20 protein-coding genes and 1 pseudogene are annotated in these 21,491 nt (G+C 67.1%); 6 read left to right on the top strand and 15 right to left on the bottom strand.

Features of this window, described 5'->3' with window-relative positions; all coding sequences use genetic code 11:
- Positions 1-119: 119 nt before the first annotated feature.
- Positions 120-251, bottom strand: a pseudogene (locus JYG32_RS29105) (ion channel); the annotation flags it as partial.
- Positions 252-497: 246 nt separating this feature from the next.
- On the opposite strand from JYG32_RS29105, the gene JYG32_RS29100 reads away from it, so the two are divergent.
- Together JYG32_RS29100 and JYG32_RS29095 are read left to right on the top strand one after the other, a co-directional pair.
- Entirely contained in the window at positions 498-1,730 is a 1,233-nt protein-coding gene (locus JYG32_RS29100) for a molybdopterin-dependent oxidoreductase (protein WP_249744694.1), read from the top strand.
- A gap of 10 nt (positions 1,731-1,740) precedes the next feature.
- On the top strand, positions 1,741-2,085 hold the full coding sequence (locus JYG32_RS29095) for a c-type cytochrome (RefSeq protein ID WP_213265905.1): 345 nt from the start codon (positions 1,741-1,743) through the stop codon (positions 2,083-2,085).
- 244 nt (positions 2,086-2,329) lie between these two features.
- On the opposite strand, the gene JYG32_RS29090 is transcribed toward JYG32_RS29095, so the two are convergent.
- A complete protein-coding gene (locus JYG32_RS29090; protein WP_213265904.1) occupies positions 2,330-3,763 on the bottom strand; it encodes an aldehyde dehydrogenase family protein in 1,434 nt (477 codons plus the stop codon).
- Positions 3,764-3,896: 133 nt separating this feature from the next.
- Here JYG32_RS29090 and JYG32_RS29085 point away from each other — a divergent pair, with 133 nt between their 5' ends.
- Positions 3,897-4,808, top strand: a complete 912-nt coding sequence (locus JYG32_RS29085) for a LysR family transcriptional regulator (RefSeq protein ID WP_249744684.1) — start codon at positions 3,897-3,899, stop codon at positions 4,806-4,808.
- 167 nt (positions 4,809-4,975) lie between these two features.
- Here JYG32_RS29085 and JYG32_RS29080 read toward each other — a convergent pair whose 3' ends face one another.
- From JYG32_RS29080 to JYG32_RS29060, 5 genes are all read right to left on the bottom strand, one after another.
- Positions 4,976-5,812, bottom strand: a complete 837-nt coding sequence (locus JYG32_RS29080; protein ID WP_174382998.1) for a bifunctional allantoicase/(S)-ureidoglycine aminohydrolase — start codon at positions 5,810-5,812, stop codon at positions 4,976-4,978.
- Positions 5,813-6,681: 869 nt separating this feature from the next.
- Positions 6,682-7,137, bottom strand: coding sequence for a hypothetical protein (locus JYG32_RS29075; RefSeq protein ID WP_034181694.1), 456 nt, complete (start codon positions 7,135-7,137; stop codon positions 6,682-6,684).
- Between the two features lie 376 nt (positions 7,138-7,513).
- Positions 7,514-8,173: a methyltransferase family protein gene (locus JYG32_RS29070; RefSeq protein ID WP_213265902.1), complete on the bottom strand. Its 660-nt coding sequence runs from the start codon at positions 8,171-8,173 to the stop codon at positions 7,514-7,516.
- A 152-nt stretch (positions 8,174-8,325) separates the two neighbouring features.
- The gene (locus tag JYG32_RS29065; protein ID WP_167347856.1) at positions 8,326-8,490 is read right to left on the bottom strand and encodes a hypothetical protein; all 165 of its coding nucleotides are present in this window, start codon (positions 8,488-8,490) and stop codon (positions 8,326-8,328) included.
- Between the two features lie 253 nt (positions 8,491-8,743).
- Positions 8,744-9,163 (bottom strand): HIT family protein, encoded by a 420-nt coding sequence (locus tag JYG32_RS29060; RefSeq protein ID WP_034181692.1) that lies wholly within the window; start codon positions 9,161-9,163, stop codon positions 8,744-8,746.
- Positions 9,164-9,448: 285 nt separating this feature from the next.
- Here JYG32_RS29060 and JYG32_RS29055 point away from each other — a divergent pair, with 285 nt between their 5' ends.
- Both JYG32_RS29055 and JYG32_RS29050 read left to right on the top strand, forming a co-directional pair.
- The gene (locus tag JYG32_RS29055) at positions 9,449-10,624 is read left to right on the top strand and encodes a YncE family protein (RefSeq protein WP_213265901.1); all 1,176 of its coding nucleotides are present in this window, start codon (positions 9,449-9,451) and stop codon (positions 10,622-10,624) included.
- Between the two features lie 192 nt (positions 10,625-10,816).
- Positions 10,817-12,217, top strand: coding sequence for a serine hydrolase domain-containing protein (locus JYG32_RS29050; protein ID WP_213265900.1), 1,401 nt, complete (start codon positions 10,817-10,819; stop codon positions 12,215-12,217).
- A gap of 83 nt (positions 12,218-12,300) precedes the next feature.
- On the opposite strand, the gene JYG32_RS29045 is transcribed toward JYG32_RS29050, so the two are convergent.
- The 7 genes from JYG32_RS29045 to JYG32_RS29015 form a co-directional block, all read right to left on the bottom strand.
- Positions 12,301-12,924 (bottom strand): glutathione S-transferase family protein, encoded by a 624-nt coding sequence (locus JYG32_RS29045; protein ID WP_174383002.1) that lies wholly within the window; start codon positions 12,922-12,924, stop codon positions 12,301-12,303.
- A gap of 71 nt (positions 12,925-12,995) precedes the next feature.
- Complete coding sequence (locus JYG32_RS29040; RefSeq protein WP_213265899.1) at positions 12,996-14,495, bottom strand: TIGR01777 family oxidoreductase; 1,500 nt, start codon at positions 14,493-14,495, stop codon at positions 12,996-12,998.
- A complete protein-coding gene (locus tag JYG32_RS29035) occupies positions 14,492-15,361 on the bottom strand; it encodes a thiol-disulfide oxidoreductase DCC family protein (protein WP_213265898.1) in 870 nt (289 codons plus the stop codon). Before JYG32_RS29035 ends, JYG32_RS29040 begins: the two co-directional genes overlap by 4 nt.
- Before the next feature lie 93 nt (positions 15,362-15,454).
- Positions 15,455-15,925 (bottom strand): DUF2269 family protein, encoded by a 471-nt coding sequence (locus JYG32_RS29030; protein ID WP_174383005.1) that lies wholly within the window; start codon positions 15,923-15,925, stop codon positions 15,455-15,457.
- On the bottom strand, positions 15,922-17,241 hold the full coding sequence (locus JYG32_RS29025; RefSeq protein ID WP_433960862.1) for an SDR family oxidoreductase: 1,320 nt from the start codon (positions 17,239-17,241) through the stop codon (positions 15,922-15,924). The genes JYG32_RS29030 and JYG32_RS29025 overlap by 4 nt, the downstream gene beginning before the upstream one ends.
- A gap of 88 nt (positions 17,242-17,329) precedes the next feature.
- Entirely contained in the window at positions 17,330-17,863 is a 534-nt protein-coding gene (locus tag JYG32_RS29020) for a GbsR/MarR family transcriptional regulator (protein WP_174383519.1), read from the bottom strand.
- Positions 17,864-18,004: 141 nt separating this feature from the next.
- Complete coding sequence (locus tag JYG32_RS29015; RefSeq protein WP_433960861.1) at positions 18,005-19,135, bottom strand: RNA-guided endonuclease InsQ/TnpB family protein; 1,131 nt, start codon at positions 19,133-19,135, stop codon at positions 18,005-18,007.
- A gap of 92 nt (positions 19,136-19,227) precedes the next feature.
- Here JYG32_RS29015 and fabV point away from each other — a divergent pair, with 92 nt between their 5' ends.
- Positions 19,228-20,430 carry an enoyl-ACP reductase FabV gene (gene fabV / locus JYG32_RS29010; protein ID WP_213267502.1) on the top strand — a complete coding sequence of 401 codons (1,203 nt, stop codon included), beginning with the start codon at positions 19,228-19,230 and terminating at the stop codon, positions 20,428-20,430.
- A 55-nt stretch (positions 20,431-20,485) separates the two neighbouring features.
- Here fabV and JYG32_RS29005 read toward each other — a convergent pair whose 3' ends face one another.
- Positions 20,486-21,190 (bottom strand): SDR family oxidoreductase, encoded by a 705-nt coding sequence (locus JYG32_RS29005; protein WP_213265896.1) that lies wholly within the window; start codon positions 21,188-21,190, stop codon positions 20,486-20,488.
- Positions 21,191-21,491 lie beyond the last annotated feature (301 nt).

Below are 21,491 nucleotides of genomic sequence, written 5' to 3'. Positions count from 1 at the left end.
TTGTCGAATGGGATGCGGGGAAACCGGAACCTTCTTTAGCCAATGTTTGGCAGGCTAAATTTAATTTAGGAAAGCGCGCCGGGGCCGTTCGCGCGTCTCGCGCCGGGCGCGTACCTGATCAACGTCAGCGCGCGGTGATACGGGTCGCGCCAGCCGAGCGGCGGCATGCCGCAGGCGATCACGTGACGGGTGCCCGACCAGATCTTGCGGCCGCGGCCGCGGGGATGAAGGGACGCGGGGGAGTCGTTCATGGCACGTCGCCGCTGACGGGAAGCGACGAGCGCAGCAGGGGGGAACCCGAGCGGGAATGCGCGGCGCGACCGAGGCCCGGCGGCCGTTGCTGCACCGCTTCCACGTGTGACTCCCTTCCGGCCCGATATCGCGCCGGATTGCGCCTATCATGAAATCTCGACTCATCGGCCGCGCATGATCCGGCGTTTTGGCAGCCACGCGCGATCGCGGGTTCGGCAGACAGATCGGCAAACAAGGGAGTCGTCATGGCAGACCCACATAATCCACAGCGCCGTCACCTGATGCAGGCCGCCGCCGCTGGCGGCCTGCTGGCCGTCGGCGCAAGCTGGTATCGCCGCGCATGCGCGGCCGACGCGGTCACGCTGCCGTTCGAGAACGGGCTGCGCGAGCTGACCCGCGACTTTCCGCAAAAGGGCGAAATGCTGCTGGTGCGCATCCGCCCCCCGCTGCTCGAAACGCCTTTCTCCGTGTTCGATGACGGCGTGTTCACGCCGAACGACCGGTTCTTCGTGCGATGGCACCTCGCCGACATCCCGGTGCGGATCGACGCCGGCGCGTTCCGGCTCGCCGTGCACGGGCTCGTCGACCGCCCGCTCGAACTAAGCCTGCACGACCTCATGAGCGGCTTTCCGCGCGTCGAAGTCACTGCCGTCAATCAGTGCGCCGGCAATTCGCGCGGCTTCTTCAAGCCGCGCGTCGCCGGCGGCGAATGGGGCAACGGCGCAATGGGCAACGCGCGCTGGACCGGCGTGCGGCTCAAGGACATCCTCGATCGGGCGGGCGTGAAGGCGGGCGCGGTGCAGGTCCGCTTCGACGGCCTGGACAAGGGCGTGCTGCCCGCCACGCCGGCCTTCATCAAGGCGCTCGATGTCGATCGCGCGCGGGACGGCGAAGTGATCGTCGCGTTCGGGATGAACGGGCAGCCGCTGCCGCTGCTCAACGGCTTCCCGCTGCGCCTCGTCGTGCCGGGCTGGTATTCGACGTACTGGGTGAAGATGCTGAACGACATCGAGGTCATCGACCGGCGCGACGACAATTTCTGGATGGCGAAGGCCTATCAGATTCCCGACACGCCGCACGCGAGCATTCAGCCCGGGCAGGCCGGCGTCAAGACCGTGCCGATCAGCCGGATGGTGCCGCGATCGTTCATCACCAACCTCGACGACGGCGTCGTGATCGCGCTGGACCGGCCGCAGACGGTCCGAGGCATCGCGTTCGGCGGCGACACCGGCGTGCGCAAGGTGCTGTTCTCCCATGATGGCGGCGCGTCCTGGGCGACGGCGCGCCTCGGGAAGGACTACGGCAAGTACAGCTTGCGCCGCTGGGAAGCGCAGTTCACGCCGCACCGCGCCGGACGGGCCGTGTTGCAGGTCAAGGCGATCAACGACGGCGGCGTCGAGCAGCCGGACACGCCGAACTGGAACCCGGCCGGCTACATGCGCAACGTGGTCGAAACGACGAATGTATTCGTCGCGTGAGGAGCCGATCATGATGAAGACGTGTGCCGCGCTCCTGCTCGCAGCGGTGACCTGCGCGGGAAGCGCCGCGATGGCGGAAACGGGCAAGACGGCGCGCGCCGCGCCGACCGGAACGGTCGAGGTCGCGTTGCCCGGCGATACGCAGAAGTTTCCGCCCGGCCCGGGCGCCGATCTCGCGAACCTGCATTGCCTGATCTGCCATTCGGTCGACATGGTGACCCGGCAACCGCCGCTGTCGTTCCAGGAGTGGAAGGCGGAGGTCATCAAGATGCGCGCGGTCTATGGCGCGCCGTTGCCGCCCGAGGCGATCGACGATCTCGCGCGATATCTGACCGCGATCAACGGGAAGCCGTGACATATCGCAACGGGCGTCGCACGCGTGCGCGAACTCGCCGCGCACGCACTTGGCGTGCAGGCGTGTGGCGCCGCCGTGTTCGCCGGCGGCCCGGCATGGTCCGAACGCACCGCATTCGCCCGTTCCGACCCGCGCACGCGATCGCCGGCGACGCCCTGGCGCATGCGATGCGGTGCCGTGCAGCGGTTCGCGATGCGCAAACGCCCCCGCACGGCATACGGGGGCATCGGACGGGAACGCTTGCTCAGACAACCCGGCTTGCGCTGCCGATCAGGGTCTTGGGTTCCAGGTACGCGCTGATGCCCCACCGGCCCATTTCGCGCCCCAGCCCCGAATGCTTGAAGCCTCCGAACGGCGCAAGCGGCTCATGGGCCAGCGTATTGACGAGCACGCGGCCGGCATCGATCTGCAGCGCCACGCGCTCGCAACGTTCGGGATCCGTGCCCAGCACCACCGCGCTCAGGCCATAGCGCGTATCGTTGGCAATGGCGATCGCATCGGCATCGTCTTCGTAGGGGATGATGGTCAGCACCGGGCCGAAGATTTCCTCCTGCGCGATCCGCATCCGGTTGTTCGCACGAGAAAAGATCGTGGGCCTCACGAACCACCCGGCTTGCAAGCCTTCGGGCCGCCCCTCGCCGCCCGCCAGCAGCACCGCACCTTCTTCCTGTCCGATGCGGATGTAGTTTTGCACCCGCTCCCATTGCTTCGCGCTGACCATCGGTCCGATGTCGGACTCGGCGTTGCGCGGATCGCCGGAGCGGATGCGCGCAACCGCCTGCCTGGCCACGTCTTCGAATTCCGTAAGCCGGTGGCGCGGCACCAGCACGCGCGTACCCGCGATGCACGCCTGGCCGCTGTTGACGAATCCGGCCTGCAACACGAGCGGCATGATGCTCGCGAAATCCGCATCGTCGAGCACCACCGTGGGCGACTTGCCGCCGAGCTCCAGCGTCACGCGCTTCATCGTGGCTGCGCCCGCGCTCACCAGATGCTGGCCCACCGCGGACGAGCCGGTGAAGGAAATCTTGGCGACGTCGGGGCTGCGCGAGATCGCGTCGCCCACCACGTCGCCCCGCCCGTTGACGATATTGAAGACGCCGTCGGGCAAGCCCGCCGCATGCAGCGCCTCGGCGACGATCTGCGTCTGCATCGCGCTCATCTCGCTGGGCTTGATGACCGCGGTGCAGCCGGCCGCCAGCGCGGTGGCCAGCTTGTTGCAGATGAACCCCGCATCGCTGTTCCACGGCGTGATCAGGCCGGCCACGCCGACGGGCGTCATGATCACGCGGGCCGAGCCGGCCTGCTCCTCGAACGCGAACGACTCCAGCGCGGCGATGGCCTGCCGGATGGCGTCGGCCGGATAGGTCGCCATCCAGCGGCCGCGCACGACCGGCGCGCCGTATTCGGTCACGATTGCCTGCATCAGGTCGGCTTCCCGCGCGACGACGGCCTCGCGCATGCGCGTGAGCGCGGCGATGCGTTCTTCCCGCGTGGTGCGCGACCAGCCGGGGAACGCGGCCTTGGCCGCGGCGATCGCCCGCTCGGCATCCTGCGCGTCGCCGAGTCGGACCTGGCCGATGACCTGCTCGGTGCTCGGGTCGTGCAGGTCGAACCATTCGTGGCCGTGCGGCGTCACGAATTCGCCGTTGATGTAGATGTGTTCGATGCGTTGCATGGTGCGTGCTCCTTTGCGCGTATCCGACAAGCTGTCATGACACGCAGTCTAGGAATACATTACTGTTCTGATAAGCCGCTTTATGGCTGATGACTCATCCCGAAAATCAGGACAATCGATGCACCGCACCGGAATGACCGAACTGGAAGTGGTCCTGGCCGTCGCGCGCCGCAGCAGCTTTCGCGGTGCGGCGCTGGAACTGGGCATGTCCACGACGGCGGTGAGCAGCGCGGTGGCCGGACTGGAGGCGCGCCTGAAGGTGCGCCTGTTCAACCGCTCGACACGGAGCGTGTCGCTGACCGATGCAGGCCAACGCTACGTGGAGCGCATCGCGCCCGCGCTTGCCGAGATCAGGAGCGCCGGCGAAGAAGCCGGCACCGGGCCCGACACGCCCAGCGGCACGCTGCGCATCAATGCGCCGCAGGGCGCCGCGCACCTGTTGATGGAACCGCTGTTTTACCCGTATGCACGGCGCTACCCCGACGTCCGCATCGACATCGTGAGCGAGTCGCGCCTGATCGATATCGTTGCCGAAGGGTTCGACGCCGGCATCCGCCTGGCCGAATCCGTGCCGCAGGACATGATCGCCGTAGCGCTCTCGCGCGATACCCGCATGCTGGTGGTGGCGACGCCCGACTATCTGAAGCGCCAGGGCACGCCCCGTCATCCGCGCGATCTGCTCAAGCACCAAAGCATCGGCATGCGCATGTCCCACGGCGGCATCTATCACTGGGAGCTCGAACGCAACGGGCAGAAGCTGCAGATGGACCTGCCCGTACGGTTCGCGCTCAATGAACCGTCCGCCATCAAGCAGGCGATCCTGTTCGGGCTGGGCATCGGCTTCGTTTCCGAATGGTTCATCGACGAAGAACTGAAGACCGGTGCCCTGGTGCCGGTGCTGGTACCGTGGTGCCCGTCGTTCGGCGGGCTGCGGCTCTACTATTCGGGCCATCGCTTCGTGCCCGCGCGGTTGCGCGCGCTGATCGGCCTGGCGCATGAGCTGCGCTTGACCGGCGCGCCATTGCGCGACGGGCAGGCGGGATGATGCGCGGGATGGCCTCCGCCTTTCCGGCGCGGGAAAGGTCACTGAGCTTGCAGTCGAAATGCGCGTCACCGGCCGCCTGGATGCAATGACCCGCCAGTCTCCGCGCCATGAAAAAAACCCGCCGGCATCCGCTGGCGGGCTTTCGCGTTCGACTGCCGGCGCGGCGTTCAGCGCGCGGGGTTCAGCGTCAGGTTCATGTGACGGTTCACATCCTTGTACAGCAGGTAGCGGAAGCGGCCAGGGCCACCCGAATAGCATGCCTGCGGGCAGAACGCGCGCAGCCACATGAAGTCGCCCGCTTCCACCTCGACCCAGTCCTGGTTCAGGCGATAGACGGCCTTGCCTTCGAGCACGTACAGGCCGTGCTCCATCACGTGCGTTTCGGCGAACGGAATCACGCCGCCCGGCTCGAACGTGACGATGTTCACGTGCATGTCGTGACGCATGTCGCTCATGTCGACGAAGCGCGTCGTCACCCACGCGCCGTTGGTGCCCGGCATCGGGATCGGCTCGACGTCCTGCTCGTTGGTCACGAAGGCTTCGGGAAGCGGGATGCCGTCGACGACCTGGTAGTGCTTGCGGACCCAGTGGAAACGCACCGCGGCGTCGCTGACGTTGTGCAGCGTCCAGTCCGCGCCCGGCGGAATGAACGCGTAGCCGCCCGGCTTCAGCACGTGCTTCGTACCCTGCAGCGTCAGCTCGGCTTCGCCTTCGACGACGAACAGCACGGCTTCGGCGTTCTTGTCCTGCTCGGGCTTGTCGCTGCCGCCGCCCGGGTTCACTTCGACGATGTACTGCGAGAAGGTTTCGGCGAAACCCGACAGCGGGCGGGCGATCACCCACAGGCGCGTGTTCGTCCAGAACGGCAGCCAGCTCGTGACGATGTCGCGCATCACCCCCTTCGGGATCACCGCGTACGCCTCGGTGAACATCGCGCGATCGGTCAGCAGATCGGTCTGCGGTGGATGGCCGCCGTGCGGCGCGTAATACGTTGTCTTAGACATAGTGCATCCAGGCAATGGGTTGGTCCGGCCCCGGGCGCAAACGGCATCGGGCGGCACGCAGGCGCGTGGGGCACGCATGCGGCGGCGGGACATCGTTGCCGGGGTGGCTTGAAAGCGCATGCGCCTTCGTTCGGTCGGCCAGGCTTCGCGACGGATCCGTCCGGTTGATCGGACGCGGCGACCGATGCAGGTGGGTCCGGCGGCCGGGCCGCGACGCTCGCGATCATGCGGCGAGGCGCGGCTAACGGCACGGTTCGATTCCGTACGCGGGCATCGTTGACGATAGCGAAGTCGATCGCAATCGACCAATTAAATGTTGCGATGCTATCCATTCGATTTTCCACTACTCGCCGGCGCCCGCGATGCGCGGTGAAGCGGCATGGCGCAGCGGTCTGCATATCAGGGAAATCCTGACGGCGGGCGCATTGCGGACGAGCGCCGGGACGATCGACGCATCGCCTCCGATCGCGGCAACACCGGTCTCGCAACGCGGATCGCGATACATCCGGTTACGCGGATTGCAGACGGTCGATGTGCGCGCGCAAGCGAGTGGCTCCATTGCGGTCGCGAGCCTTCGTCAGGCCGGAACGGGTTGACGCGTCGAACGGAAAACCGATGGCGTTCGCCGATCTTGCGCACACGTATTCAGGCGCGGCAGGCGGTAGGGTCGGAAAGCGGGGAAATACGACGAGGAGGGAAATGGCCGGCCCGTCGATCGGGCATATGGCAGCGGCTGATGAAGCCGGAAAGGGTCGCCGGTCTTGCCGGCGATGGCGGCCCGGCAGGCCGCCGGGCCGACTCGCGCGTCGGGTGCCGACGCCGTCGGCTCGACGGTGCGCAGGTCGCGCACCGTGCCGCGCCAGCGGCGATCAGTCCCAGTCGCGGTGGTGATGATGCTTGTGGCGACGATAGCCGCGATCGCCTCGATAACCGCGATCGCCGTAATCGCGTTCGTACGAGCTGCGCGACATGTTGCCGCCGAGCGCCGCGCCCGCGCCGCCGCCGACCGCCGCGCCCAGCAGGCCGCCGGTGCGGCCGCCCATCGCGTTGCCTGCCGCGGTACCTGCGCCGCCGCCGAGTGCGCCGCCGATGATCGCGCCGGTGCGCTCGCGACGGTTCGACGTCACCGCACCACCCGCGCCACCGCCGATGGCGCCGCCGATTACCGAGCCGGTGCTGCCGCCGACCGCACCACCGACCGCTGCGCCGGCAACCCCGCCGAGCGCGCCGCCAAGCGCGTTGTTCAAGTCACCGGCCAATGCCGGCAGTGCAGTCGTGCCGGTCAGCGCGGCGACGACGAGAGCGGGGGCGATTTTCTTCCACATTCCCGTATTCTTCCTTGTTCGCAATCTGGTTATCGAAGGTCCGCTCGGTACGACGATCTGAATCGATCGACGTCGGTTCAGGCATTGTGCCGAACCCCGGACCAATTCATTTCAACGAGCTTGCGGCGAAGAATAGCACCGGTCCCACCCCCTTGCCGTGGACATTCTGGTAACAAGTTGTTTGCGAATAACGGACGTAGAACGCGCTCCCTGAAATCGCCTGGAACCCGCGCCGGCATTGGCTTCGGCGACAATCAGGCCCTGCGGAACGGCAGGCCGGCCACGCACGGCGTCGCGCGTTTGAGACACACGTGGCAACACATCGGGCCCGTGTCGCGAGCGCGCCCCGAAACGACGGTCGGGGCGAGACGAGGGGTCAGTACACGCCGGGCAGCAGCCGCCACGTCCGCGCGCAATACGCGTCGTATTCGGTGCCGAATTGCGAACGCAGCAGCGCTTCCTCGGAGCGGATGCGCGCGACGAGCGGCACGATCATCAGCGCGACCAGCAGCACGCCGACGCCCGAGCGGAACGCGAGCGCCCAGCCGACCGAATTGACGAGCAGGCCGAGATAGCTCGGATTGCGGATGCGGCGGTAGATGCCGTCGGTCACGAGCGTATGGCCCGGCTGGATCGCGACGAGCCCGCTGAAGCGCTTGCCGAGCACGAACACGGGCCAGATGCGCAGCGCACCGCCCGCGATGTACAGCACGACGCCGAGCCATCGCACCGTATCGCCGCCGAAGGTCCAGACATCGAGCCGGTCGGTCAGCGCCGGCAGATAGGCGAGCAGGAAGCCGGTCACCGCGAATGCCGCGAGCACCCAGCGGTTGTCGCGGTTCTCGCGCTCGCCGGCGCTCAGGTTGCCCTCGGTGAACATCGCGACGACGGCCATCGCGAGCGTCGCAACGACGACGACGATCAGCGGCGGATGCGAGAAAAAGGCAGCGAACCCGCCGCTGCCGAGCACGGCGAGCCCGAGATAGACGAGCGTGGATACGCCCGACAGGACAGCGACCTTGCGTGTGACCGACATGGCTGCCTCACCGGAGATGCGCTTTCCTGTGAAGTATAGGAACCGCGCGCACGATGCGCAGCGCGCCGTCGTCATGCGGCGCGCGAATCCGCGCGAATCTTCCGGCGAAGGGCAGCGGACCGGCGCGGGCAGCGCCCGCGCCGGGTGCCCGATCAGCGGATGCGGAAGTTGCCGCCGATCCCGATGCTGACGGGCGGCGCGTAATACGCCGGCGCGTAGCCGTAGTAGGCCGGCGCGGGCGCATAGCCGTACGGCGGCGCGACGTAGCAGCCGGACAGGCCGCCGATCAGGGCAAGCGTGATGAGAAGTCTGGACATGGCTCGATTCCCGGCGAGAAAGACGAATGACACCTTGCGAAGACCGCGCCGCCGCGAGCGGCGGCGGCCGGCACGAAGAGGCGCTCCGCTCTTCCTGTCGCTCGATGAAGCAATGCGCCGAGTCTAGCGCCGGGCTTGCCGGGCCGAGTTTCGCCGACGGTTACACGTGTTACTTCGCGTGACCGCCGAAACAACCCGCTGCGACGCGGCGGCCGGGATGTACGCCGTCGCCGCGCCGCATGCGAACGCGCCGTTACACGAAGCGCGCGCGAATGCGCTGGGCGATCGATTCGAGCGTCGCCGCGTCGGCAATGTCGCGTGCATGCATCCGCAGCTCGGCGCCTTCCCAGCGCGGGATCACATGGAAGTGCACGTGCGGGACCGTCTGGCCGGCCGCCGCGCCGTTGAACTGGCCGATGAACACGCCGTCCGGCTCGAGCGCCGCGCGCACGGCCGCCGCGACACGCTGCGTCATGCGGATGCCGGCCGCGGCCGCGTCGCCGGACAGCTCGAAGATCTGCGCGGCCGGCTCCTTCGGAATCACGAGCACGTGACCGTCGGCCTGCGGCATCAGATCCATGATCGCGAGGGTTGCGTCGTCTTCCGCGACCTTCACGCACGGCAGTTCGCCGCGCAGGATTCTGGCGAACGGGTTGTTGTTGTCGTAGGACATGGCGGTTTCCGATAACGGTTGGAATGGGTGAGCGTTCGATGCCCGACGATTATCGGCCGACGGCGCCCAATATTTCAACTTGTCAGGCCGTGTCGCCATCGCAGCGAACAATGGCTGCCGGTGCGCGTGCAACGAGCGCAACCGGATGGAATAAGCAGCCGTCGCCATCCGTTTATTTCGAGCGTGGGTTCGCGCGGCAAGATCGCGAACCGGCGCCGGACACCCGTCGGCTGCGCTGGCCGGCAGCCGGGATGACTGATCGCGATCATCAACCGGAGTCATGTCATGGACCCTCTCCCCTCCTGTCGTTCGCCCGCCCCGCCCGTCTTCGCGGTTCACCCACCGGTTTTCGCGCGCGCGTCGCACGCACTTGCGCGCACGCTATGCCGCGCGGCTTGCGCCGCCGGGCTGGCCGCCTTGTCGTCGACGTTCGCGTGGGCCGGCGGCAACGACATCATCCTGCCGATTTCGTCGGTCACCGCATCGACCGTGCCCGCCAACGGCGATCTCAATCCGTACGGCATCGCGTTCGTGCCGCGCGGCGTGCCGACCTGGAGCACGCTGAAACCGGGTGACGTCGTCGTGTCCAACTTCAACGCGGCGTCGAACCTGCAAGGCACCGGCACGACGATCGTGAAGCTGTCGCCCGGCAATACGCCGGCGACGTTCTTCCACGGCAGCAATCTGGGCCTGACGACCGCGCTCGCGGTGCTGCGCAGCGGCTTCGTGCTGGTCGGCAACGTGCCGGCGCCGGACGGCAAGACCGTGGTCGCGCCGGGCTCGCTGCTCGTCATCAATCCGCAAGGCAATCTCGTCAAGCAACTGGTCAGCGCCACGCTGCTCGACGGGCCGTGGGACATGACCGTGATCGATCGCGGCCAGCGCGTGACCGCGTTCGTGTCGAACGTACTGAACGGCACGGTCGCACGAATCGAACTGGCGATCGGCGACGACGGCGTCACGATGCTGCCGGGCTCGCGCATCATCGCGTCGGGCTACGTGAACCGGACCGATCCGAATGCACTCGTCGTCGGCCCGACCGGCCTCGCGTACGACCCGGACGTCGATGTCCTGTATGTCGCGTCCACGGGCGACAACGCGGTGTTCGCGATCCAGAACGCCGCGTCGACGAACCGCAACGGCGGCGTCGGACGGATGATCTACTTCGACGCAAAGCACCTGCACGGCCCGCTCGCGCTGGCGCTCGCGCCGAACGGCCATCTCGTGACCGCGAACGGCGACGCGGTCAACCCCGACCCGCTGCAACCGAGCGAGATCGTCGAATTCACGGTGGACGGGCGCTTCGTCGCGCAAATGCAGGTCGATACCGCGCCAGGCTCGGCATTCGGCCTTGCGTTCGGGCACGGCAGCAAAGGCCAGCCGCAATTCGCGGCCGTCGACGACAACACGAATACCGCGACGGTCTGGACCCTGCGTTCGGACAACAACAACATGCAATGACGTACCACGTGAACGGGCCGCAATGCGGCCCGTTCACATGCGCGATCGACACATACGATTCGCACACGCCGGGCAACATGCGCCCGATCGACGCCACCCGGCGTCGCCAGCACCCGCGATTGCCACCGCTTGCCCGAACCTGCGACACTGCCGGTTCATGGCTTGCCTGCAGACAACCAAGGACGCTCGCGCATGACGACACCCATCAAGCCGTTGATCCGACGGGGCGCCGCCCTCGTGCTGCTGGCCGCGCTCGGCTATGCGGGATACATGCTGTCCCGGCTCGCGCCGATCGCGACCGGCTATGCGGCGAAGGCGCTGTGTTCCGGCGTGTACGTGTCGGGCCGCCCGGCCGCGTCCGTGATCGACGTCGACATCATGGCCGGCGTACATCCGCTGCTGAAACTGGTGCGCCCGTCGCTCGATCCCGACCATCATCGTGCGGTGGCGACCTTCGCCGGCTTCGCCGAACGCGCAGCCGACTTCCGGCCCGGGCTCGGCTGCACGCTCGTGCTCGGGCCGTCGCCTGCCACGTTGCCGGCTGCGTTGCCCCTTCTCCCCGATCCGCCGCCCGCACAGCCGGCGCCCGTCGCGCCACCCGCCGGCATCGACGCGCACAAGCTGCAGACCGCGCTCGATCGCGCATTCGACGAACCCGATCCGGCGAAACCGCGACGCACGCGCGCGGTCGTCGTGATGTGGCGCGGACAGGTGATCGCCGAACGCTATGCGCCCGGCTTCACGGCCGATACGCCGCTGCCCGGCTGGTCGATGACGAAGACCGTGACGGCCGCGCTGGTCGGCATGCTCGTCGCGCAGCACAAGCTGTCGCCCGATGCGTCGGCGCTGCTGCCCGAATGGCGCGGCACCGGCGACCCGCGCGCGGCCATCACGCTCGACGAGTTGCTGCGGATGACGAGCGGCCTGCAATTCAGCGAGGACTACGACGACCCGCTGTCCGACGTCGCCGTGATGCTGTTCACGCAGCCCGATACCGCGCGGTTCGCGTCGGCGAAGCCGCTCGCCTCGACACCCGGCACGCAGTGGTACTACTCGAGCGGCACCAGCGCGATCGTCGCGCGCGTGATGCGCGAAGCGCTGGGCGGCAGCGAGGAAGACTACCTCGCGTTGCCGCGCCGCGCGCTGTTCGCGCCGCTCGGGATGCGCAGCGCGGTGTTCGAGCCCGATGCATCCGGCACGCTCGGCAGCTCGTCATACATGTATGCGAGCGCGCGCGACTGGGCTCGCTTCGGGCAGCTTCTGCTGCAGGACGGCGAGTGGAACGGGCAGCAGCTGCTGCCGGAGGGCTGGGTGCGCTACCTGACGCGCGTGACGCCGCAGGCACCGCGCCAGGAGTTCGGCGCGCATCTGTGGGTCAAGGTACCGGAGCCGTTCAACGATCGCGATCCGCATGCGAGCGCGATGCCGGCCGACGCGTTTCATGCGGTCGGCCATGAAGGCCAGTTCGTGAGCGTGGTGCCGAGCCGCCAATTGGTGGTCGTGCGGCTCGGGCTGTCGCGGCCGGAATCCGCGTGGAATCACGAGGCGTTTCTCGCGCGCGTGCTCGACGCCGTGCCGGCACCCGGCGCGTGACGACCGACGCGCGTGCCCGTGCATGCCGGTAGTAAAGCGGCGGCGCTTGCAACGCCGCCGCTTCGCGCGCTACCTGCGATGCGTCACGGATTCGCGCTGCCGGCGTAGGTCTTGAAGCCTTCGCGCGTCGCAAGACGCTCGATATAGCGCGACACCGCCGGGAAATCCGGATGCTCGAACGGCGTGCCGAACCAGCGGTTCACCGACAGGCCGATCGGAATGTCCGCGAGCGTGAAGGTGTCGCCGGCCACGAACGCGCCGGTCGATTCGAGCTGCGTATTCAGCACGCGCATGTGCTTCGTCCAGCCCGCGATCGACTGCGCGATGCCGTCCGGGTCCTGATGATCGGGCGACTTCCGCACGAGGCCGAGGAACGCGCCGACCCACGAACGGTTCAGGTCCGCGCCCTGCCAGTCGATCCATTGATCGACCCGCGCGCGCGCCTGCGGCTCGGCCGGATACAGCGCGTCGCCGCCATAGCGGTTCGCGAGGTAGCGGATGATCGTGTTCGATTCCCAGAGCACGAAATCGTCGTCCTTGATGACCGGCACGAGCGCGTTCGGATTCAGCGCGAGATAGGCCGGATCGTTGGTCGTGCGAAAGCCCGCGCCCCAGTCTTCCTGTTCGAACGGCAGGTTCAGCTCGGTGCACAGCCACAGCACCTTGCGGACGTTGATGGACGGGATCTTGCCGAGGATGTGCAGCATGCAGTCTCCTTGTGAGGTCGGATGCGAGCGCTCGGGACGCACGACACGCCCCGAACGCGTTCACGCCGAATTTAAACACGACGTCGCGGGAAACGGCAGGCCGTGCAGGCAAAATCGGCGTGCGGCCGCTTCGTCAGGTCGCGCAGCGCGTGCTCGGCGGTCGGGAACCCGAACATGAAGCCGTCCTGATGCAGCCGCGCCGGCATCACCCGCTGCCCGTCCAGCAGCAGCTCGGCCATCTCGCCCATCGCGCAGCGCAGCGGCGCGGCCGGCACGTGCAGCCATGCGGGGCGACGCAGCACCTTCGTCACGACCTGCACGAACTCGCGCTGGGTCAATGCACCGGGCGCGACCGCGTTGTAGACGCCGCGCATGCCCGGGTTCGACATCGCGCGCGCGATGATCCGCAGCACGTCGTCGCGGTGAATCCAGCTCATCACCTGCGCGCCGTCGCCGAAACGTCCGCCCATCCCGAAGTAATGCGGCAGCAGCATCGGGCGCAACGCGCCGCCGGGGCCGAACACGACGCCCAGCCGCAGCACCACCGAGCGCACCCCATGACGCTCGAGCGGCTGCGCGGACAGCTCCCACTGCCGGCACAGCTCGGACATGAAGCCGGTGCCGGCGCTGCTGCCCTCGTCGAGCCGTTCGTCGGCCGGGCGCACGCCGTAGTAGCCGATCGCGGATGCCTGGATCCACGTGCGCGGCTTGACCTCGGCGGTCTCGACCCAGCGCATCAGCGACTGCGTGACGCCGACGCGGCTGGCGAGCAGCAGCGCCTGCCGGCGCTTGCTCCAGTGCGCGCCCAGCACCGGCGCACCTGCGAGATTGATCACCGCGTCGAAACGCTCGTGCGGCTGCAGTTGTGCGACGGACGTCACGCTGCGCACGCGGCCCTGGAACTGATAGGCCGCGCGCAGTGGATCGCGCGCCAGCAGCGTGACCGTATGCCCTGCATCGAGCAGCCGGTTCACGAGGGTTTCGCCGATAAAGCCGGTCCCGCCAGTGACCAGCACGTTACCGGCCGGCTGTCCCGCGAACGGATTGGCGACCGGAGCGTGTTGCGCGATCCGGCAGGCGGCAATCCCGTCGCGGATACCCGACACCGTCACGCCGACGGCGAACAGGCTGAGCAGCCAGCCGCGCCAGCCGAGGTCGATCGCATGCAGCGCGGTCGGTTCGTGCGCCCAGACGGCCAGTTGCATCGCGAGCATCCCGAACAGCGCGCCGCCGTTGACGGCCAGCAACGTGTGCAGCACGCGTTCGGTCGCCGGCAGCTTGCGGCTTTGGTCCTCGACAACGAAATCCCACAACGTCAGCACCACTTCGACGAGCACCACCAACGCGATCGCCGCGACCCAGGCGCCATGAAACGCGACGTTCGCGATCGATGCGAACACGAGACCGTAGAGCACGGAACGCACCGCATGAATCGCCAGCTCGAGCCGCGCGCGCGGGCTGTGCGGCAAGTCCTGCGTGAGTTCGTGGTGATAAAGCGTATCGAATGCGCCCATCGCGCCCTGCACGATCAGCAGGTTGAGCGCCCAGTCGAAGGCAGGCAAGGTGTTCATACGGTATCCCTCCTCCACAGCCAGACAAGCGGCGGAACCATCGCGACGAGTGCCGCCGCGTCGATCGCCACGTGGCCCCGTACATGGGCCTGCAATGAAAACAGCATGTCCTGCGGCGCCCAGACCAGCAGGCCGGCCAACAGCCATCCCCACACGTCCCGCTTCCGCAACCGGTTGCCGAGGTGGACGAGCGCGAGCATCCAGACCGACGCGCACTGCACCGTCGCGCCGATCAGCGACATCCACCATATCTGCTGGGCACGCGCCTGCTCCGGTGCCGCGCCCGCCCAGAAATGCAGCTCGATGCCGCGGTGATACGCATCGACGAACGGTGCACCGGCGAGCCACGGAACGGCCACGCCGACGAGCAGATGCACGATCGCCGCGCCATACATCCAGCTCACTACGATGCGGCGCATGTCATCGCGCGCAGGGCGATCCGCCGGCGTGCTTTCGGCGGCCTTGCCGATACCGCACGCCGGCCCGTCGCAGTGCGCTTCGGCGTGATAGCCGAGCCAGCGCGAAACCGCATGCCGGTTGCGTGCGAAGCGGCGATACAGCGGCGCAAGTGCGTCGCGCATCGCCTGCACGCGAAGCGGCCAGACAAGCCAGCGGCGCCCGACCAGCGTATAGGCGGCCAGGATGCTGTCCATGCCGGTCAGCATGCGTCCGTCGGGCAGGCGCGCGTGCAGTTCGCGATTCAGCGCGGGCAGGTCGACACCCAGCGGCGCGGGATCGAAACCCGGCTCGGCGATATCGACGAACGCCAGCCGGTGTCGCGTATTCCAGGCCCCGAGACGCCGTATTTCCGCGACGCACAACGGACACCGTCCGTCGAAGTACAGTACCAATTCATTTGAGTCCATGCTTCGCACTCCTTCTTTTTATCGCAAGCATCGTGAATCGATCGACTGCGTTCAGGTGCGCGTTGCCGCCGCTCCCGTGCGGAGACAACGCGTTTACATCGGCTTGAGCACCATCAGGAAGTAGACGGACAGCATCGCGAAGAACGCCGGGTAGCCGAGCAGTTCCCAGCGCTTCGCATAGCGCCAGTAGCGTTCCGGCAATGCGGCGTCGCCGTTCACGTGAGCGAGCTTCGCCATCGCGGCGAGTTCGACCTGCAGCCACACGACCGGCAGCCAGCACGCGCCCGCGACCGCGTACAGCACGATCGACGCGACGAGCCACGGCGTATGCCACGGCCAGCCGGCCGTGTGCGCGAGCCACAGCCCGGATGCCGGCTGGAAGAGCACGGCCGGCGTCGTGAACCACCAGTCCGCGCGCACCACGAGTCGCGACACGGCCGCGATCGCGGGCACCGACCGCGTGCGGTTCGCGAAGAACAGGTAGAACGCGGTGCCGAACCCCGTGCCGACCAGCAGCACCGAGGACAGGATATGCAGCGCCTTGACGACGAGATAGGTATTCATGCGTGCTCTTCTTCTGAAAACAGGATCAACAGGATCGCGAGAATCGGCACGTTCTTGAGCACCGGGCCGAACGGTTCGGCCAGCAGGCCCGGCATCGTGACCGCGATGACGGCCGAATACGCGACGATCAGCGCGGCTTGCGCGGCCCACAGGCGGCGCGACGGCGCGGCGACGGTCGCGATGCCGAACGCGAAGTCCAGCGCGCTTGCCGCGTAGAGCGCGACCAACGCAGGCAGCCCCGTCAGGTGCGCATGCGCGAGCAGTGCGAGGCTCGCGTGCAGCGGATGGATGAACGCGCTTGCGATGGCCGTCCAGATCCACACGATCGCGAGCGCACCCAGCAGCAACGGGCGCCGCCACATCGCAAGCGCGTCGCGACGCAGCGCGGCCGCGTCCGCGCCGATGAAACCATCGATGCCGCGTGGCGGCCGGCCGAGCACGGCCGTGGCAGCCGCCGGATCGCCGGTGTTTCCGCCGCGCAGCATCGTCCACGTGTCGCGCGTCAACATCGCGCCCGGCAGCGTGCCGAGCAGCGCGGCCGCCGCGCCGACCAGCGGGCCCGGCAGCGTCACGCCGGCGGCCGGCGGAAAACCCAGCGCGGCGCGGTAGCGGGCCAGCATCTCGCGGTATTCGACTTCGTCGTTGCCGACCACGTCGATCACCGCGCTGCCGGCCGCCGGCGAATCGAACGACTGCGCGACGAGCCGCGCGACGAGTTCGGCGAGATCGTCGACGTGCACGGGACGCAGCCGCTGATGGCCGCCCGCCGGCAGGGCATGCACGGGCAGGCTCGCAAGCATCCGGAAAAACCGCGCCGACGTGCCGGCCGCCCCGTAGACGAGCGCGGGACGCACGATCCGGGAGTCGATCGGCAGCGTCTGCAGGAAGCGATCGGCTGCGTGCTTGCTCGCGAAGTACCGCGTATCGCCACGCTCGACACCCAGCGCCGAGATCTGGATCACGCGCCGCACACGCGCGCGGCAGCAAGCGGTGAAGAGCGCGCACGGCGCGGCGCGATGTACGGCATCGAGCGTCGCGCCGCGTCGATCGCCGAGGATGCCGACCGCATTGATCACGACGTCGACGCCTTCCAGCCGCGCCAGCCACGCTGCGGGATCGACGTCCTTCGCGAAGTCGATCGCGACGTCGCGCGGGCCGGCCGCATCGCGCACGCCGCGCAGCACGCGATGGCCGCCGGCCTCGAGCTGCGCGCACAGTGCCCGCCCGATGAAGCCGTTCGCGCCGCAGACGAGGACGGTCATGCTGCGTTCCCCGGTACAGCCGCTCTGGCCGGCCGACGGCAAGACTGCGTTCATTTTCATCCTCTATTTACAGTTATTTCTGTAACGACAGAAATATCAATTCCGAAAAAAGCGGGCTGCCTGCCCGCACTTCCGTTACCGCTTACTTCGACGGCTTGCGCCTGACCGTCTGGCTGATCTTCGCGCCGATGCCGAGCGCCTTCATCAGCGTGTCGGGCTTGAGCCGCAGCATCTCGTCCGACCAGGTCGTGAGCGTCTCGACGAACTGCAGCGTGTCGCGGATGCGCTGTTCGGTCTCGCGGCTCTCGTTGGCGATCTCCGGGCTCGTCAGGCAATCGCGCAGCACCGTGAGCGTCGGCTCGATCTCGCGCTGCCGCCGCCCTTCGACGATCAGCTTGAACAGTTCCCAGATGTCGGTCGACGTCTCGAAATGGTCGCGGCGGTCGCCGAGCACATGCACGACCTTCGCGAGTCGCCACGCCTGCAGCTCCTTCAGGCTCGTGCTGACGTTGGAGCGCGCGACGTCGAGCGTCTCGGCGATCTCGTCGGCCGCGACCGGCCGGCCGGCCAGGTAGAGCAGCGCGTGGATCTGCGAGACGGTTCGGTTGACGCCCCACCGCGAGCCCATTTCGCCCCAGTGGAGAATGAATCGTTCGGCAATCGGTGTGAGTTCCATGTCGGGAAATTTATTCATTTCAGTTATTTCTGTCAAGAGAGAAATAAATGATGCAACGAGAATCGCTGCCCTCGTGGTCCGACCCCAGGCAATTGCGGCCGCCGTCGCCCCCGCCTTTCCCGCCGTGCCCGCCCGCTTCCATTACAATGCGCGGGATTTTTCCGATTTCAGACCGCCCGCGCCTTTCTGACAAGAGGTTTCCTTGACGTCCTCCCACGCCTGAAGGCGGAGGATTTCCACACCTGGCGATGCACGTCCGCATCGGAGAATGTTCAACGCAGCATTGGTATCTCGATCATGCAAGACACCGCAGTCACTGCAGGTCCACTCCCTTATTCGCAGCCCCGCGATACCTTTCGGCCGCGTCGTGCTGTCTTTCGAACCGCACGACGAACAGGACTGGGTAGAACCGCTTTCGTCGATTTCCTCGAACGTGACCCCGTGCGCCATCGCCTTGTAACGGAGCTTGTTTCGGAAGGACGACCAGGATGCGTCGTAGATGCTCTTTGCCATCCTGGTTCCGGCGAGTTTCACGGCCGACACGTTGCCGACCGCGATGTAATCGAAGCGTCGTACCAAATCGAGCGCGAGCTTGTGCTGGAAATCGGCGCGCACATGCGCCACCTTCGCATGCAGTTTCGCGATATGGCGCTTGTGCTTTCGCGCCCGTTGGGCTTTCGCCAGCTTTTCGGCCGCGCGCCGGCTGAACCGGTCGTTGGGCACCTTCTCGCCGGTCGAAAGTGTGGCGAAGTCTTTCAGACCGAGATCGATACCGATGCCGGAACGGATCGGTCGGACTGGAACATCGGGCATCTCGATCACGATATTCAGGAACCAGTTGCCCCGCGCATCCTGCGCAAAGTTGGTTCCGTCCTTGATCTTGCCTTCGGGAAGCGGCCGGCTGTTGAACACGCGAAAGGTATTGCCGGCGAAACGAAACGCGTATCCCTCGCGTTTCAGATCACGCCCCTTCAGCGGTACCCAGCCGAGCGATTTCGTGCCGCGATAGCGCAAGTAAGGCCGCCGACGCTGGCTGCGCGACTTCGCGTATTGCTCGCAGGTTGCGTTGATGGTACCGGAGTGGATACCAAGCTCCTTGCTGCTGCCGGTGGTCAGCACGTTCAGGTCAAAGCCGGTCGGCCATTTCTTGCTCCACTTGAGCGCGTGCTTCTGCGTGTCGTTGCAGAAGTTCCAGACGTAGTTCACCGCACGGCTCTGCTTGTTAAGCAGTCCGTTGAGCGACTTCACCCGGTAGCGGTAGACAAGAATCATACCGGTGATCCTAAACTGTGGAAGAAGCTGCCTGTCAACAGCATTCCTTTCCTTCCCGCCATCAATGGCGGGGTTTCTCGGAGCAAATTCTGATGATCATCAAACCGCGCGTGCGTGGCTTCATCTGCGTGACGACTCATCCCGTCGGCTGCGAAGCCAACGTCAAGGAACAGATCGACTACGTGACTTCGCACGGCCCGATCGCCAACGGCCCGAAGAAGGTGCTCGTGATCGGCGCGTCGACCGGCTACGGCCTCGCCGCCCGGATCTCGGCCGCATTCGGCTCGGGCGCGGACACGCTCGGCGTGTTCTTCGAGCGCGCCGGCAGCGAATCGAAGCCCGGCACGGCCGGCTGGTACAACAGCGCCGCGTTCGAGAAATTCGCGGCGGAAAAGGGGCTGTATGCGCGCAGCATCAACGGCGACGCATTCTCCGACAAGGTCAAGCAGGTCACGATCGACACCATCAAGCAGGATCTCGGCAAGGTCGATCTCGTCGTCTACAGCCTCGCGGCACCGCGCCGCACGCACCCGAAGACGGGCGAAACCATCAGCTCGACGCTCAAGCCGATCGGCAAGCCGGTCACGTTCCGCGGCCTCGACACCGACAAGGAAGTGATCCGCGAAGTCGCGCTCGAACCGGCGACGCAGGAAGAGATCGACGGCACCGTCGCCGTGATGGGCGGCGAGGACTGGCAGATGTGGCTCGACGCGCTCGATGAAGCCGGCGTGCTGGCCGACGGCGCGAAGACGACCGCGTTCACGTATCTCGGCGAGCAGATCACGCACGACATCTACTGGAACGGCTCGATCGGCGAAGCGAAGAAGGATCTCGACAAGAAGGTGCTGTCGATCCGTGAAAAGCTGGCCGCGCACGGCGGCGATGCGCGCGTGTCGGTGCTGAAGGCCGTCGTCACGCAGGCGAGCTCGGCGATCCCGATGATGCCGCTGTACCTGTCGCTGCTGTTCAAGGTGATGAAGGAAACCGGCACGCACGAAGGCTGCATCGAGCAGGTATACGGGCTCTTCAAGGACAGTCTGTACGGCACGACGCCGCACGTCGACGATGAAGGCCGCCTGCGCGCGGACTACAAGGAACTCGATCCGCAGGTGCAGGCGAAGGTCATCGCGCTGTGGGACCAGGTGACGAACGAGAACCTGTACGAGCTGACCGACTTCGCTGGCTACAAGACCGACTTCCTGCGGCTGTTCGGCTTCGAGATCGCCGGCGTCGACTACGACGCGGACGTGAACCCGGACGTGAAGATCCCGGGCACCATCGACACCACGGCCTGACGGCGCGGCCCGCCGCGCGCGCAGCGCGGGCGGCGGGCCGACCTTCCCGGCGGCGTCAACGCGGCGCCGGTTCCTCCAGATAGACGCCCGCCGACAGCGTGGCCTTCACGTGCCGCGTGAACTCGTCGGTCGACACTTCCTCCGCGCCCGCTTCGATCGCGTCGTAGGCCTGGCGCACGACGTCGTCCGGCGTTGCCTTCGGCACGTCGAAGCCGCGCGTCAGGTCGGTATCGATGAAGCCGGCATGCAGCCCGACGACCTGCGTGTGCTGCTCGCGCAGCGAATGGCGCAGCCCGTTGGTCAGCGCCCATGCGGCCGATTTCGACACGCCGTAGCCCGACAGGACCGGCCGGTTCACCCAGCTCGCGACGGACAGGATGTTCAGGATCGCGCCGCCGCCATGGCCGGCGAGGGTGCCCGCAAACGCCCGCGACATCGCCAGCATCCCGAATACATTCGTTTCGAAGTGCTCGCGCAGCGCGTCGGGCGCGCCGTCGTCCGTCAGGCTGCCGGGCCGCGCAATGCCTGCGTTGTTGATCAGCAGCGTGACGTCGCGCGCCGCGTCGGCAGCCGCGGCGACGGCCGCCGGATCGGTCACGTCGAGCTTCACGGGCACGACGCCCGGCAGCGTCACGGTGGCCGGATCGCGCGCCGCCGCATAGACCTTGCGCGCCCCTCTTGCGAGCGCCTGCTTCGCAAACTCGAGCCCGAGCCCGCGGTTTGCGCCCGTCACGAAAACGACTGCACCTTCGATCTTCATGATCGCTCCTTTCGCATGATGAATCGCCCGCACGCCGGCTCGTCGCGCGCGGGAGATCCGGTGGAAAACGAGGCTGCCATTGCATACCGAATCGCTGCGCCACCGGGGGCAGGCGGCGAGCCGTCCGCTGCCCGTCACCCTGCGGCGCCAAAGACCCTGACCGATTTCCATCCGTATTCCGGCCGTGGCTTCGCACCACCCGCCAAGTCGGCTACACTCGATATCAATGTCGATCACCATTGTCTTTGCGGTGCATTGTGTTCGCGCCATTCGAACGTGTCAATGGTGATCGACATTGTGT

Origin of the sequence: Burkholderia pyrrocinia, from assembly GCF_018417535.1 — a bacterium.
Taxonomy (GTDB): Bacteria; Pseudomonadota; Gammaproteobacteria; order Burkholderiales; family Burkholderiaceae; genus Burkholderia; species Burkholderia pyrrocinia_E.
Note: the sequence above shows the minus strand (reverse complement) of the source record. Positions and strands in the feature narration are given on the sequence as shown.

Coding starts and splice junctions, on each gene's coding strand:
- JYG32_RS29100 (WP_249744694.1), top strand. CDS start 498: ATGGCAGACCCACATAATCCACAGCGCCGTCACCTGATGCAGGCCGCC.
- JYG32_RS29095 (WP_213265905.1), top strand. CDS start 1,741: ATGATGAAGACGTGTGCCGCGCTCCTGCTCGCAGCGGTGACCTGCGCG.
- JYG32_RS29090 (WP_213265904.1), bottom strand. CDS start 3,763: ATGCAACGCATCGAACACATCTACATCAACGGCGAATTCGTGACGCCG.
- JYG32_RS29085 (WP_249744684.1), top strand. CDS start 3,897: ATGACCGAACTGGAAGTGGTCCTGGCCGTCGCGCGCCGCAGCAGCTTT.
- JYG32_RS29080 (WP_174382998.1), bottom strand. CDS start 5,812: ATGTCTAAGACAACGTATTACGCGCCGCACGGCGGCCATCCACCGCAG.
- JYG32_RS29075 (WP_034181694.1), bottom strand. CDS start 7,137: ATGTGGAAGAAAATCGCCCCCGCTCTCGTCGTCGCCGCGCTGACCGGC.
- JYG32_RS29070 (WP_213265902.1), bottom strand. CDS start 8,173: ATGTCGGTCACACGCAAGGTCGCTGTCCTGTCGGGCGTATCCACGCTC.
- JYG32_RS29065 (WP_167347856.1), bottom strand. CDS start 8,490: ATGTCCAGACTTCTCATCACGCTTGCCCTGATCGGCGGCCTGTCCGGC.
- JYG32_RS29060 (WP_034181692.1), bottom strand. CDS start 9,163: ATGTCCTACGACAACAACAACCCGTTCGCCAGAATCCTGCGCGGCGAA.
- JYG32_RS29055 (WP_213265901.1), top strand. CDS start 9,449: ATGGACCCTCTCCCCTCCTGTCGTTCGCCCGCCCCGCCCGTCTTCGCG.
- JYG32_RS29050 (WP_213265900.1), top strand. CDS start 10,817: ATGACGACACCCATCAAGCCGTTGATCCGACGGGGCGCCGCCCTCGTG.
- JYG32_RS29045 (WP_174383002.1), bottom strand. CDS start 12,924: ATGCTGCACATCCTCGGCAAGATCCCGTCCATCAACGTCCGCAAGGTG.
- JYG32_RS29040 (WP_213265899.1), bottom strand. CDS start 14,495: ATGAACACCTTGCCTGCCTTCGACTGGGCGCTCAACCTGCTGATCGTG.
- JYG32_RS29035 (WP_213265898.1), bottom strand. CDS start 15,361: ATGGACTCAAATGAATTGGTACTGTACTTCGACGGACGGTGTCCGTTG.
- JYG32_RS29030 (WP_174383005.1), bottom strand. CDS start 15,925: ATGAATACCTATCTCGTCGTCAAGGCGCTGCATATCCTGTCCTCGGTG.
- JYG32_RS29025 (WP_433960862.1), bottom strand. CDS start 17,241: ATGAACGCAGTCTTGCCGTCGGCCGGCCAGAGCGGCTGTACCGGGGAA.
- JYG32_RS29020 (WP_174383519.1), bottom strand. CDS start 17,863: ATGGAACTCACACCGATTGCCGAACGATTCATTCTCCACTGGGGCGAA.
- JYG32_RS29015 (WP_433960861.1), bottom strand. CDS start 19,135: ATGATTCTTGTCTACCGCTACCGGGTGAAGTCGCTCAACGGACTGCTT.
- fabV (WP_213267502.1), top strand. CDS start 19,228: ATGATCATCAAACCGCGCGTGCGTGGCTTCATCTGCGTGACGACTCAT.
- JYG32_RS29005 (WP_213265896.1), bottom strand. CDS start 21,190: ATGAAGATCGAAGGTGCAGTCGTTTTCGTGACGGGCGCAAACCGCGGG.